Raw genomic sequence first — 13,327 nt, 5'->3', positions numbered from 1 at the left:
ACTTAACGGCTCCTGAGTCCGCAAACGATCAGCACAACGCCGATTTCAGCGAAATAAGGTCCTCTGAGTCCGTAACGTCCTCTACTTCTACTCCCCGCTGCCCGCCGCCTCACGCGGCTGACGCATCGTCAGGCTGACGCGGCCCTTCTTCACATCCACGCCGAGTACCCATACGGTGACATTGTCGCCGACGGAGACCACGTCCATCGGATGCTTCACATAGCTGCCGCTAAGCTGGGAGATATGGACCAGCCCGTCGTTCTTGATCCCGATGTCGACGAAGGCACCGAAGTCGATTACGTTGCGCACCGTGCCCTGCATCTCCATGCCGGGCAGCAGGTCTTCCATCTTCAGCACATCCTTGCGGAAGATGGGCAGCGGCAGCTCCTCGCGCGGGTCGCGGCCCGGACGCTGAAGACTCTCCAGGATGTCGCGCAGCGTAGGCACGCCCACCGCAAGCTTCACCGCAAGCTCCTCCGCATCCTGAGCGCTTAGCTGCTCTGCAACCTCCTTGCTGCCGAGCTGCTTCACATCCAGCCCCAGCTCGCGGAACAACTTGTCGACCACCGCGTAGGATTCCGGGTGGATCGGCGTGCGGTCCAGCGTATTGTCGCCTCCGGGGATACGCAGGAACCCGATGCACTGCTCGTAGGATTTCGCGCCCAGGCGCGGCACCTTCTGCAGTGCCTTGCGCGTAGTGAACTTGCCGTTCTCCTCGCGGAACTTCACAATATTCTTGGCAATCGTCGTATTCACTCCTGCCACATAGGAGAGCAGCGAGGCCGAAGCGGTATTCACGTCGACGCCGACATGGTTAACCGCCGACTCCACGACGCCCCTCAGGCTCTCTTCCAGATGCTTCTGCGACACATCGTGCTGGTACTGCCCGACACCGATGGCCTTCGGGTCGATCTTGACCAGCTCCGCGAGCGGGTCCTGCACGCGGCGGGCGATGGAGGCGGCGCTGCGCTCCGCCACATCCAGATCCGGGAACTCCTCCTGCGCCAGCTTGGAGGCCGAATACACACTGGCCCCTGCCTCGTTAACGATCAGGTAGGCCAGCTCAGGGTCGCCGACCTCGGCAATCACCTCGGCCGTGAACTGCTCCGTCTCCCGCGAGCCGGTGCCGTTGCCGATCACGATGAGCTGGATGCCATATTTGGCGATCAGCTCCTTGAACTTGGCCGACGCCTCGCGCTTCTTGTTGTTCGGCGGCGTCGGATACGTGACCGCTACCTCCAGCAGCTTGCCGGTATCGTCCACTACGGCCAGCTTGCAGCCGGTACGGTAGGCCGGGTCAACGCCCAGAACATGCCGTCCCTTCACCGGAGGCTGCAGCAGCAGGCTGCGCAGATTGCCCGAGAAGATGGAGATCGCCTGCGTCTCCCCCTTCTCTGTCATCTCCCCGCGCACCTCGCGCTCAACGGAAGGGGCAATCAGCCGCTTGTAGGCATCCTCGGTCACCGCTTCCAGCAGCTCCTTGACCGGAGAAGGCCCCTTCACCAGCTTGCGGATGATGAACGTATGAATCTTGTCCGGCACCACCTCGATGCCGACCTTGAGGATATTCTCCCGCTCCCCGCGGTTGATCGCGAGAATACGGTGCGGCGGGATCCGGTGCACAGGCTCCCGGTACGCATAATAATTCTCGTATACACTTTCCTGCTGGGCATCCTTGGCTTCGGAGACCAGAATCCCCTGACTCGCTGTATACTGGCGTACCCAGGAACGGATGGCCGGGTCATCGGCAATATTCTCGGCAATGATGTCCATCGCCCCTTGCAGCGCCAGCTCGGCACTCTCCACACCTTGGTCCGCATTGATATACTTCGCAGCCTCTTCCAGCGGTACTCCTTGGCGTCTCTGCTCCATCACCCAATCCGCCAGCGGTTCAAGTCCCCGTTCCTTGGCAACACTGGCCCGTGTCTTGCGCTTCTGCTTGAACGGACGGTACAGATCCTCCACTTCCTGCAGCTTCACCGCCTTCATGATGCTCGCCTGCAGCTCAGGAGTAAGCTTGCCCTGCTCCTCGATGCTGCGGATCACATCCTTCTTGCGGTCACCGAGGTTACGCAGATATCCTAGCCGTTCTTCGACATCGCGGAGGACATTCTCGTCCAGCTCCCCGGTCATTTCCTTGCGGTATCTGGCGATGAACGGAATGGTGTTGCCCTCATCTAGCAGCCCCACCGTAGTTCTTACCTGCTTCAGACTGATGCCCAGCTCCTTCGCAATAGCTGCAAGTATCAGTTCCTGCTCCTGACGGGCAGCGGCATCTTCCGCCGCCTTCGCCGCCTGATTCGTATCAACGCTCAAGTAGATCCCTCTTTCTATACACAGTCTGAGTTCATAACTCTCTACTGAAATACTATCACAGTTTGCCGCAGGACCAAAGTTTGTCCCGTACACAAGAAGAAGCGGCTGCACCGTCCCCACCGGGATAGCGCAGCCGCAATCATAATCATAAGTCCGTTATTCTATTCACGCTCCGGATACTAGCGCACCGCAGTAACCTGCTTGCTTCTTCTCCGCCGGGCATAGCCAACCGACAACATGAAGCTGATGAACAAGACCAGCGCAGCCACCGCATAAGGGAAATTGATATCCAGGTCGAACAGGACCCCCGCCACAATCGGGCCGGCAATGTTGCCAAGGCTCGTATACGCGGAATTCATTCCCATCACCAGGCCTTGCTGCGAATCATCTGCCATCTTGGAGAGCTGGGTGCCGACCGCCGGGCGAAGAATATCCATAGCCAGAAAAACAACAAAGGTCACAGAAACAATCGCTACGAAGCCATGCACGAACAGGGTCAGGAGAATCGACAGGCCCGCGATCAGCAGACAGGCGGAAATGACCCGGCTCTCCCCGAATTTGTTCAGAATCCAGCTGAAGGCGGTAATCTGCACCACCGCCCCGGCAATGGAGCCGAAGGTCAGAACAAACGCAATATCCTTAGGGGTGAACGCGAATTTATGATCTACGAACAGTCCGAATACCGTCTCATAATTGGCCAATCCGAAGGACAGCACGAATACAATAATTAATCCGAAAAAATAAGGCTCACGATACGAGCGCATGAGCTGCATGATTAGACTATCATTATTCCCTTCCATCGTTCTTGATTCTTCGCGCAGCTCCGCTGAACGCGATTCCGGCAGGACTAACAGGGTGATAACCGCAACAATGGCGGCTGCCCCCGCAGCGACGAAGAAGGGGACGCGAATGCCCAGCTCCGCAAGATAGCCGCCGATTCCCGGCCCGATGATGAAGCCGGTGGTAATGGCTGCGTTAATAAAGCCCATGCCCTTGGCCCGCTCCTCTGAAGTCGTGGTGTCTGCCACATAAGCCATAACCGCAGGCATAATCATCGCCGCACCGATACCGCCAAGCATTCTGGATACGAACAGCACCCAGGAGGCATTGGCCAGACCGAACAGAAGCTCCGAGAAGGCGAATACGGCCAGCCCGCCGACAATGATTTTTTTGCGGCCCATCTTATCCGACAGTCTTCCGGCGAAGGGCGAGACCAGCAGCTGCGTCAGCGAGAAGGCTGCCACCAGCAGTCCGACCACACTCCCGCCAATGCCCAGCTCGTTCATATAGGTAGGCATAATAGGGACAACCAGACCAATCCCCGTGAACGCCAAAAAGATATTCAACATCAGGAGCAGCATCGCTCCCCGGTTTTTTAACAGTAATGACATGGTGTTTCCCTCCGTATATCCAGAGCCTTGCTGTATGCTCTAGTTGCAATTCATCAGTTATCTCTATTCATTGCTCAATCTTCCCGGACCCAATCCCCTGAAGCAGGATCTGAATTCCCGCACGGTAGTATGCCCTGATCGTCTCCGGGGTATCGGTCTTACCTGTGATCTCATGGACCCTGCTGATTCCCTCCAGCATAGCGCTAAGCGTGATCACATAGTTATCCAGGTCACCACGGATCAAGTAACCGGAATCCATCCCCTCCTGCAGCAGCACACGGCAGGCCTCTGTTACCGATTCGAAAATATGTGAAAGGCGCTCGCTGATCTCCTTCGACAGTGTATGGGATCTGCCGTATTCCTCCAAGGCATGAATCAGCGGATTCTGGATATCCTTTGCATAGTGATCCCCCAACGCGTATAGACGGGCCTCCGTTCCGCTAATCCCGCTCCGCAGCTCCTCCCACTCATTGAGCCAATTCTGGGTATCCACCTCCACCACGTACAGGAACAATTCATCCTTGCCCGGAAAATGGTGATACAGACTGCCCTTGCTGACCTTCGCGGCTGTGCAGACCTCGTTCATGCTTACAGCGCCGTAGCCCTTTTGCGCAAATAAACTGGTGGCATGCTCCAGAATCCGGCTCTTCGTTTCTTCTCCATCTGAACGTCCCTTAATAGTTAACCCTCCTCTAGACCGACCGATCGGTCCAATTATAGCACGCAGTTATGCCCTCGCACAACCCCCATCATCATCACTCATCTATCCTCGGGTATATCAATAAGTATATATCGGTTAGGCGCCAAAAAACCCCACCAAGTGGGGTTTTAGCTTCGATAACTCAGGTACTTTGCGGGGACCCCAAAACATCAAAAAGGCAGCACCGGAGTTGATCCGGCCTGCCTTTTGTTACGATGATTGATGTTATATCCCCGTAGGGTTCAGAAATCAATCAGCCCCAGGCTGATTTGCAGCGAATCATCCACCAGCTTCATGGTCTCATCGTCCAGGTGGGTGATTTTATCCGTTAAGCGTTGCTTGTCAATGGTACGAACCTGCTCCAGCAGAATCACGGAATCCCGGTCAAAGCCATGTGCAGCCGCATCAATCTCCACGTGAGTCGGCAGCTTGGCCTTCTGGATCTGGGCAGTGATAGCTGCCACAATCACAGTCGGGCTGAAACGATTGCCAATATCGTTCTGAATAATCAGTACCGGCCTTACTCCACCTTGCTCAGAACCCACAACCGGTGAAAGGTCGGCAAAAAAAACGTCGCCGCGTTTAACAATCAATAGTTACACCCCGCTTACTAAGCGGCCAAGAGTACTGTCTGCATCTTCCTCAGCGAGAAAGGCCTCGCATGCCATGGTCAAATTAATCTTAGCCATTTCCATATAGCCCCGCTGCATGGACTCGCGGATGGTGCGTTTCCTCCGATCGCTCAAGTACAGCTTCATGGCCTGCCTGATCAATTCACTACGGTTAGAGTTCTCCAGTTGAACGATCCCATCTACTTCCTGCAAGAGATGATCGGGCAAGCTGATCATGATTCTTTTGGTGTTCTGCAAATTGGCCACCTTCTCTTCCACCCCCACAAACCTTCTGCCCTTGTGTTCCAGTGTTACAATATACAAGGAATTTTATACAAGGAATATATGCCGCCAGTATATCAAGTATGCTGCATCCCATTATAAACTAGAAATGGCGGTTCGTATAGACTATAAGTCACAAGCTCTATACGGTACGTTCCTTATATTCAGTTCCTGTACTAGGTATCTAGTCAGGGTATTAGGCTTGCAGCAAGGGATTAACGAGGTTGGGTAGCATACCTTGGCGTACATACACGCGCGGTACCCGGTGAGCCAGCATACAGATTACTTCGTAGTGGATCGTCCCTAAATGGAGCGCCAGTTCATCTGCCGTGATCGACTCGGTGCCCTGGCGGCCGATGAGTACAACCTCTTCGCCTGCTTTGATTTGTTCCGCTTCTAGAGCGAAAGATTTCAGTGATACCATACACTGGTCCATGCAGATCGTTCCGACGACAGGAACGCGGCGTCCGCGTATTAGCACCTCCGCTTTGCCTGTTAGCATGCGGGAATATCCGTCAGCGTACCCCACGGGGAGCGTAGCGATAACCTCATCGCCTGCCGTGAAGTACCGGGTGCCGTAGCTGATGCCTGAGTCAGGCGGCAGGGTTTTGACATATACAGCCTGCGTCTTCAGCGTCATTACCGGGTGCAAGGCCACCAGCTCACGGTTCACCTCAGCCGAGGGGTAGAATCCGTACAAGCTTATGCCTACACGCACCATGTTAATGGATAGTAGAGGTGTATCAATGGCCGTAGCGCTATTGCCCGTATGTATGATCGGGATGGTAATGTTCATGTCCCGAAGCGCTTCAACCACGCTCATGAAACGTCGGTGCTGCATTAGTGTATAGCTTTTGTTGTGTTCGTCTGCTCTGGCAAAATGGGTGAACATGCCCTCCAGCTCCGCCTGTTCCACCGCATGCACCTCAGCGATGAATGCGGGCGCATCCTCCGGCAATAATCCCAGTCTGCCCATTCCGCTGTCAATCTTGATGTGTACCTTCAGCCGGTGCTCCTTCTCAACAGGAAGGGCGCTAACCGCTTCCAGTACCTCCGGTGTGAACAGTGTAACGGTAATATTGTTCTCCCAGGCTACGGCAATGCCTTCCGGTGAAGTATAGCCCAGCACCAGGATAGGAAGTAGTATTCCCGCCTGACGCAGCTCCAATGCCTCATCGAGAAAAGCAACACTGACGTAGTCCGCTCCAAGCCGCTCCAGCTCCCGCGTCACTTCCACTGCCCCATGTCCATACGCATTTCCTTTGACGCATCCCATGAACTTGGTCTCCTGCGGCAATACGCCGCGAAAAGCTTCGTAGTTGGCACGCAAATCATCCAGGTTAATCTCGGCTGCTGTCGGCCGATAGCTTGCCTTCACTTCAGGTCACCTTCTTACATTGTAGTAAAACATCTCTGCCTTATTCGCACAGATCAGAAGTCTTACTGCCAATGGTAATGCTCGTGAAGGCCGCTGTCAATGTGAGCAGATGTAGACAAAAAACGGATACCGCGGGTAGAGGAATGATTCCCACCTTGCGCAGTATCCGCCCACTGTTTTTTATTTACCCGATTGTTCCTCCATAGAAGCGGCTATTTGCATCATTTCCGTAACTGGCAGATTTGCGCTTGTAATCCGGTACTCTACACCCTCGCTCATCCAGGTCAGTGTCTTCTGCTCATCCCCGCTAAGCAGGCCTGCCGTGAAGCCCAGATCGACCAATGTTCCGGGAGCCAGAGACACCGCACGGTCCAGCGGACGGGCTTCCATAATCGTATACTGGTAGACGCCGTCATAGCGGATCAGCACCGCATGGTCCTTACTGCCTTCAATTTTGTTCGTGTCCTTCAGCTTCACACCGGCCGGAATGTAAGCCGGCTCAATGATCCCGAAGTCGCCCAGCTCGGCCGTAACCGGCTCACCGGCCTGTTCACCATCTTCAGAGACCACCGGATTACCTTCTTGGTCCACTTCCGCCATCGTGTTCTCGGAAGGGCTGCCAGCCGCCATATTCTTCTGCATATCGAAGGAATCTGCTGTGAATTCCGGATCGAACTTGAAGCTGTCGAAGGTCACATTCACCACAACCTTGGCTTCGGAATCCGATACCTGCACCTGCTTCGGCTCATAGGTCTTTTTGTTCAGCCAGATCTTCTGGCGGACCAGCGCACTGCTCTGATAGTTCGCAGCGACCTCGAACACATAATTATCCCCGTCCTCCACGAACTGCCGGTTGTTGTCGGAGACAATTCCCTTCAGCAGCGTCTGGTACAGATACACCTGACCCTGGCTGTCCGGCCAGTCGCTCTGGAAGCGGAAGCTTTTGCCCAGGCTTGGGGTAAGGACGAATACGCCCTCATCATTGCGCAGCACAATCTGCTTCACATCCTTCTGGACGTTCGACAGGCTGATCCGGTAATACGAAGGATTCTTATACCATACCTCCACCTTGTAATCCTGCGGCTGCTCCCCGGTGTACAAGGTCATCGTGCCTGAGCCCTGATAAGCTCCCTGCTTGCTCTCCAGCTTGTCAGACACTTGATTCAGATCCTTGACCACAGAGGCGGCATCCTTCTTCCCGCACCCCGCCAATACTAAGGCCACGCTCATAATGATCGCGAGTACCCATGTTATCCGGCGCATGACATCATCCCCTTAACCTGTTTTGAATGCATTGATTAGTACATGTCTATGAAGGACTTGGCCTCAATATGCAGACGGGCATGACAAGCATGAAGAGAAGTGTTATTCCAGCCACGAATCCGCTCCCGCCACCCGGGCATCTAACAATCTATGTATGGTTCCTCTTATTTCCTTCTATATAGTAGAAACACTATTGCAAAAAGCACCAGCCCGCGATCCCCGCCACGCTCCGGGGTTGCAGTCTGGTGCTCTGATTCATCCCATGCCTGTCTATGCCTCTTACCTGTTCCCTTATCCGCTGCTCAGCGGCTTACCAGTTAATGGATTCTGCAATCTTCAGGACCTCTGCACGGTCAAGGCCGCGGGTGCTGAGAACGTACAACACGCCATTTGCTTCCCAGTCCAGGCTTCTGTCACTGACCAGAGCCGCATCTGTCCCCTTAATCTTCACTTGCTCCACCTTATCATCCGTTGCCATTGAAAAGGCATTCTCCTCATTGGCCAAGCGCAGCTGCATCCAGATTCGCTTATCCTTATCTTTGCTAGCGAAGAACAGTTCAACAATCTGCCCGCTTACACCCGCCTCGTCCTTATAGAACTCCCCGTGGTCAAAGGCAAAGCCCTCTGGCAGGTATTCCGGCAGCTTCACCTTGAAGAGAGCGTATTGATCCAGCTTAACTGCCTCCTTGACGGTAAACTTCTGCTCTGAAGCTTCCTTGTCAAGCTGCTCCTGCTCGCTCAGGGTAATCAGCTTATCCCCGTCGAAATTGACGATGGCCTCCCCGGCAGCATTGAAGATGGCTTCCGGCATGGGGTTAAACGAAGTGACGGGATTCCCCTCCTGGTCAAATATCTTGCCCTTCCAGGCATCCGGGAACTCCTTAGGGTGACTCCCGTCCATCTGAGCGACCTCAATATGTCCCAGATGGACTGAATTCAGCACACGCTCCAGCATTTCCTGTGCGAACGAGGGTCTGACGAAGGACACGCTCACCACGGCTGCCACCAGCAGAGAAGCTGCAATCATCACCGGACGTCTGATTCGTTGTTTGTTCTTCATTCTATCATCCTCCTGTTGTTTCTGAATGGAGCGGCTCCTCACCTGGCTGAGAACCTCCGCCGGATCGGACTCCCGTGAGAAGTCCTGGCGGGCCAGATAGTCCCCCAGCTCCTGAAGCTCAAGCTCATCTGCCTGTGCGGCGCTCTTCTTGTTATTCATAGCTCTTCCACACTCCCTATTTCAGATTTCAGTTTTCGCATGCTGCGATAGAGAATGACTCCGACATTGCTCTCCGAGATTCCGGTAATCCGGGCAATCTCCGTATTCTTCAGATCCGCCCCGAATTTCAGAGCGATGAGGTTACGTTCCTTCGGGCTGAGCGTATCCAGCGCATCCTGTAGCCTATCGCTGCGCTCTCTGCCGAGGATGAGCGTCTCCGGCTCTTTTTTGCCCGACACCAGCTCCCGGATACTGTCCAGTGAGAAGAAGCGCTGCCGCGCGCGGCTCCGGTAATAATCATTCACTACGTTGCGGGCAATGGCGAACAGCCACACTTCCAGCGGCGCTTTCTCCGGGGAGTAGGCGGGCAGCTTGGATAGCGTCTTCTGGAACACCTGGCTGGCCAGATCCTCGGCGGTGTAACGGCAGCTCACCCGGTAGGCGATATAGTTGAATATCCGTTTATAATAGACTTCGAAAACGGCTGAAAACTCCAGCTCTGTCTCTATATGGGATGAAACCCTGTCATGTATCAAAGGCAGCAATGCGCGCTCTTGCATTCCTTAAGCCCTCCCTTCCAGGCTGAATTTACTTGGCCAAGTATTTTACATGAGCTAATACGCTCTATCTATCAAATCCATTACATATGCAGACGTAAAAAGACAGAGGATCGAGCTCCTCTGCCGAGGCCACTGAAAAACTACCTATTCCGCGAAAATACCAACATTTTAGGGGGTCAAATATGATCCCCGAAATGCGAAACGAGCCTTAGAAGCGATTCTAGCGGCTCGTTTTTTTTGACGTTTTTAAAAAAGAGACTTTTTCAGTGGCCTCCCTCTGCCTACTGTAGTTTTTTTAGGAATGACTGGCTATGCGGATTATTGCTGAACGCCATGTCTGCTTTTCTCAAGCGTGCTCCTTCTTCTCGGTCAAAAAGTAGATCAGCGCCAGCACTGGCAGTGCCAGCCCGATTAGAGTTGTCAGACTCCAGCCGCCGTAAGCATATGCCCAGCCCCCGAGTGATGATCCCACGGCTCCTCCAATGAAGAAGATCGCCATGAACAAGCCGTTCAGCCGCCCCCGGGTCTCATTGCCAAGTGAATAGATCGCACGCTGCCCCAGCACCAGATTACCGGACACGCTCATATCGAGCAGAATGGCCGTCAGCACCAGCAGGCCTAGAGTAAGATTGGAGGTATCCCGCAGCAGGTAAGCCAGGATAAAGGAGAGAACGGCCAGTGAAATGCCAAGACCAGTCAATAGCCGGGTCCAGCCCTTGTCAGCCAATCTGCCCGCAATCGGCGCAGCTACGGCTCCGCCCACACCTGCCAGGGCAAACAGGGCGATTCCTTGCTGGGACAGGTGATACTCACTGGACAAGTGCAGCGGAACAGTCGTCCAGAACAGACTGAAGGCACCGAACAGGCTGGCCTGGTATAAGGCGCGGCGCCGCAGCACCGGCGTATGCATGAGCAATGTGCCCAGAGAGCGGAGCAATTGTCCGTATCTCAAGCCGGGAGCGGGCTTCCGGGCGGGCAGGACACGGGCTAGTAGCAGCGTCAGCAGCGCAGTTACGACAGCCGAGACGATGAAGATGGACTGCCAGCCCCAGAGTCCGGCCATGAAGCTGGCAACCGGGCGGGCGAACATAATGCCCAGCAAGAGGCCGCTCATCACATTGCCGACGACGCGGCCGCGATCTTCCTCAGTGGCCAGATAGGAGGCATACGGCACCAGGACCTGTGCGGCTACCGAGCCCAGCCCAATCAGCAAGGAGGCGGCCAGGAACAGCGGTGCATTTGGTGCCAGAACGGACAGCACCAGGGCGGCCACCACCAGAATCAGCGACATCACAGTCAGCCGGCGGTTCTCGATAATATCACTGAGCGGGACAATGAACAGTAGCCCGGCTACGTAACCGATCTGCGTCAGGGTAACGATTAGCCCTGTCGCTCCGGCGGACAGATGAATGGCCTGCCCGATGGGCCCAACCAGCGTCTGGGTATAATAGAGATTCGCCACGATCAGTCCGCAGGATACAGCGAGCATAAAAGTGATCCAGCCGGGGACAACTTTTGGGATAACGGGGGATACTGTTTGTTGTTGCGCAGGAATTCCATCTTTCATTTGAAGCGCCACCTTCCAGTTTTTAAATAGTGAACGTCAAGTACATTAATTAACCATGACCAAATAATATACTAAACGTTCAGTATTGTAAATAGGCAGTTTTATGGTATACTCCAATTATAGTTGAACTAGCACTGTCAGGAGGAATCACCATGGAGAAAAAAAGAGGCCGCCCGCGCAATACCGAGGCCAAGAACGCTATTCTGAACGCTTCATATGAATTATTGCTGGAGACGGGCTTCGGCGCAGTTACAGTAGAGAGGATCGCGGAGCGGGCCCAGGTCAGTAAAGCAACCATCTATAAATGGTGGCCGAATAAGGCGGCCGTGGTCATGGATGGATATTTGTACGCCGCTAACGCCAGACTGCCAATCCCGGATACAGGTTCCGCCAAGGAGGACATTCTGATTCATGCGGGAACGCTCGCGCAGTTCCTCACCAGCCGGGAAGGTAAAGTCATTACGGAGCTGATCGGTGAAGGGCAATCCGATGCCGGACTGGCGGAGGCGTACCGGAGCAGATATTTCGGCCCGCGCCGCGAGGAAGCCCGGAAGCTGTTTGAACGGGGGATTGCCCAGGGGGAACTGAAGCAGGGACTCGATATCGGGAGTTGTATCGATTTGATCTACGGCCCAATTTTTTACCGGCTGCTGCTGACCGGGGGAGAGCTGAGCGAAGACTCTGTCAGAGCGCTGGTGTTACTTGCCCTTCAGGCGCTTGAAGCTTGAGGTTTCTGCAAGTCTTCTATTAGGATATGGCAAATTGCATTTGTCCAGGCACAATGCAGTATGGGCAGTATAAGCTAGGGCTGTAACAGGCTTGTCTTATCTTTGTTAACAGAACGTGACCCGCAGGCGGAGTTTTTCATTTATAATACAAGAGATTGGAATTTCCAGACTCCGGAGGTTATCTTATGAAAAAATTAATTACCGCTGCCGCTATTGCCCTGCTCCTCGCAGGCCATGCGGCGGGTTCATCCATAGATATTGCCCATTCTGCTGCTGCTCCTCTATCCCTTGTTGTGGACGGACAAGCCGTTCTCCCCGGGGCTCCCCCCTTCCACTCCGGCGGCACATTATACGTACCTGCCCGCGCGCTGCTGGAATACTTCCCGATAGAGCTGCAATGGAATAACACCCTCAAGCAACTAACCCTGTCCACAAGCTGGGACAAGACTATTCTCACGCCCGGCAGCGCTTCCATGCAAGTGACTTATACGCAAACGGACGGAGGATACCAAGAGGATCTGGACGCCCCTGTGCTGCTGAAGGCAGGCCGTGTATACATCGCGGCAGCTGCTCTGGATTCCCTTACGGGAGCTGTTACAGAGCTGAATCCGGGAGGAAGCCGGGTTAATATTACCCCAGGCAGTCTTAGCACAACCGTCAGAGTACCCGCTGCCCCCCTTGCCGTTGCAGAGAATAATTCCAAGGTGAAGCTGTACGCCGCGCTTAAGGACGGCGATACCTACAAAGGATTCATCCTTGAAGTGAACGGGAAAAAGCAACACTTCAACTGGACGGTATCCAGAGACTACTCGCATCCGCCTCAGCTCTTCTATGCTGATATAGATTCTGACGGCAAACCGGAGGCTACGGTTGTGTTCACCCTGGGAACCGGAACCTCGCTGGTTGCACAGGAGGTTCATGTCGTGAAGCCGGAGCAGGGGAAGGAGCTCTCCGTGCCTGCTGCGGACGAGGCCGCCCGCGCAGCAGTCTCATCCAGTATTGTGCTGGATCAAAAGGACGTCCTGCTGAAGCTTGAGCTTACAGGACTCAAGCCGTCCAAGATGACGCTCAGAATTCCCGGCCGCGCCGGAGACGGCCTGAAGTATTTCGGCAGCAAAGCGGCTATTGGCGCAGTGACCTACTACTCAGTAGAGAATAACAAACTGCTTGCGGACACCAGCTTAATGGTCGGCATGACCGAGAGTGTCGGTACCCTGAAGCTGGAATATAAGGCAGGCAAGACGGGGATGGAGCTGGGGTCTATTGCTTTTGAGCCGGATGAACGCGGTGAAGCCATTTTGGAGAAATAAGA

Annotated in this window: 12 protein-coding genes; 2 read left to right on the top strand and 10 right to left on the bottom strand. The window is 54.5% G+C overall.

Annotated elements, in window-relative coordinates; translation table 11 throughout:
- Positions 1-87 precede the first annotated feature (87 nt).
- From C173_RS06160 to C173_RS06115, 10 genes are all read right to left on the bottom strand, one after another.
- Positions 88-2,316 (bottom strand): Tex family protein, encoded by a 2,229-nt coding sequence (locus C173_RS06160; RefSeq protein ID WP_051477847.1) that lies wholly within the window; start codon positions 2,314-2,316, stop codon positions 88-90.
- A gap of 179 nt (positions 2,317-2,495) precedes the next feature.
- On the bottom strand, positions 2,496-3,707 hold the full coding sequence (locus C173_RS06155; protein WP_036723269.1) for an MFS transporter: 1,212 nt from the start codon (positions 3,705-3,707) through the stop codon (positions 2,496-2,498).
- A gap of 67 nt (positions 3,708-3,774) precedes the next feature.
- Positions 3,775-4,344: a TetR/AcrR family transcriptional regulator gene (locus tag C173_RS06150; protein ID WP_268748437.1), complete on the bottom strand. Its 570-nt coding sequence runs from the start codon at positions 4,342-4,344 to the stop codon at positions 3,775-3,777.
- A gap of 305 nt (positions 4,345-4,649) precedes the next feature.
- Positions 4,650-5,000, bottom strand: coding sequence for a type II toxin-antitoxin system PemK/MazF family toxin (locus C173_RS06145; protein WP_036697332.1), 351 nt, complete (start codon positions 4,998-5,000; stop codon positions 4,650-4,652).
- 3 nt (positions 5,001-5,003) lie between these two features.
- The gene (locus C173_RS06140) at positions 5,004-5,285 is read right to left on the bottom strand and encodes a CopG family ribbon-helix-helix protein (RefSeq protein WP_036697455.1); all 282 of its coding nucleotides are present in this window, start codon (positions 5,283-5,285) and stop codon (positions 5,004-5,006) included.
- 211 nt (positions 5,286-5,496) lie between these two features.
- Positions 5,497-6,678 (bottom strand): alanine racemase, encoded by a 1,182-nt coding sequence (alr, locus tag C173_RS06135; RefSeq protein ID WP_036723267.1) that lies wholly within the window; start codon positions 6,676-6,678, stop codon positions 5,497-5,499.
- 180 nt (positions 6,679-6,858) lie between these two features.
- The gene (locus tag C173_RS06130) at positions 6,859-7,941 is read right to left on the bottom strand and encodes a LolA family protein (protein WP_036723266.1); all 1,083 of its coding nucleotides are present in this window, start codon (positions 7,939-7,941) and stop codon (positions 6,859-6,861) included.
- A 310-nt stretch (positions 7,942-8,251) separates the two neighbouring features.
- Complete coding sequence (locus C173_RS06125; protein ID WP_036723264.1) at positions 8,252-9,160, bottom strand: DUF4367 domain-containing protein; 909 nt, start codon at positions 9,158-9,160, stop codon at positions 8,252-8,254.
- Positions 9,157-9,720 (bottom strand): sigma-70 family RNA polymerase sigma factor, encoded by a 564-nt coding sequence (locus tag C173_RS06120; protein WP_036723262.1) that lies wholly within the window; start codon positions 9,718-9,720, stop codon positions 9,157-9,159. Before C173_RS06120 ends, C173_RS06125 begins: the two co-directional genes overlap by 4 nt.
- A 346-nt stretch (positions 9,721-10,066) precedes the next feature.
- On the bottom strand, positions 10,067-11,209 hold the full coding sequence (locus tag C173_RS06115; protein WP_051477860.1) for an MFS transporter: 1,143 nt from the start codon (positions 11,207-11,209) through the stop codon (positions 10,067-10,069).
- A 230-nt stretch (positions 11,210-11,439) separates the two neighbouring features.
- On the opposite strand from C173_RS06115, the gene C173_RS06110 reads away from it, so the two are divergent.
- Positions 11,440-12,015, top strand: coding sequence for a TetR/AcrR family transcriptional regulator (locus C173_RS06110; RefSeq protein ID WP_036723260.1), 576 nt, complete (start codon positions 11,440-11,442; stop codon positions 12,013-12,015).
- A 185-nt stretch (positions 12,016-12,200) separates the two neighbouring features.
- Positions 12,201-13,325, top strand: a complete 1,125-nt coding sequence (locus C173_RS32690; RefSeq protein ID WP_051477846.1) for a stalk domain-containing protein — start codon at positions 12,201-12,203, stop codon at positions 13,323-13,325.
- Positions 13,326-13,327: the final 2 nt, after the last annotated feature.

The organism is Paenibacillus sp. FSL R7-277, from assembly GCF_000517965.1.
In the GTDB taxonomy this organism is placed as follows: Bacteria; Bacillota; Bacilli; order Paenibacillales; family Paenibacillaceae; genus Paenibacillus_AQ; species Paenibacillus_AQ silagei.
The sequence above is the reverse complement of the archived record's forward strand: the minus strand, read 5'-3'. Positions and strand labels throughout refer to the sequence as shown.

What these genes read in the sequence shown, in the direction of transcription:
- C173_RS06130 (WP_036723266.1), bottom strand. Translation starts at nt 7,941, where the DNA reads ATGCGCCGGATAACATGGGTACTCGCGATCATTATGAGCGTGGCCTTA.
- C173_RS06115 (WP_051477860.1), bottom strand. Translation starts at nt 11,209, where the DNA reads ATGCTCGCTGTATCCTGCGGACTGATCGTGGCGAATCTCTATTATACC.
- C173_RS06110 (WP_036723260.1), top strand. Translation starts at nt 11,440, where the DNA reads ATGGAGAAAAAAAGAGGCCGCCCGCGCAATACCGAGGCCAAGAACGCT.
- C173_RS06155 (WP_036723269.1), bottom strand. Translation starts at nt 3,707, where the DNA reads ATGTCATTACTGTTAAAAAACCGGGGAGCGATGCTGCTCCTGATGTTG.
- C173_RS32690 (WP_051477846.1), top strand. Translation starts at nt 12,201, where the DNA reads ATGAAAAAATTAATTACCGCTGCCGCTATTGCCCTGCTCCTCGCAGGC.
- C173_RS06120 (WP_036723262.1), bottom strand. Translation starts at nt 9,720, where the DNA reads ATGCAAGAGCGCGCATTGCTGCCTTTGATACATGACAGGGTTTCATCC.
- C173_RS06125 (WP_036723264.1), bottom strand. Translation starts at nt 9,160, where the DNA reads ATGAATAACAAGAAGAGCGCCGCACAGGCAGATGAGCTTGAGCTTCAG.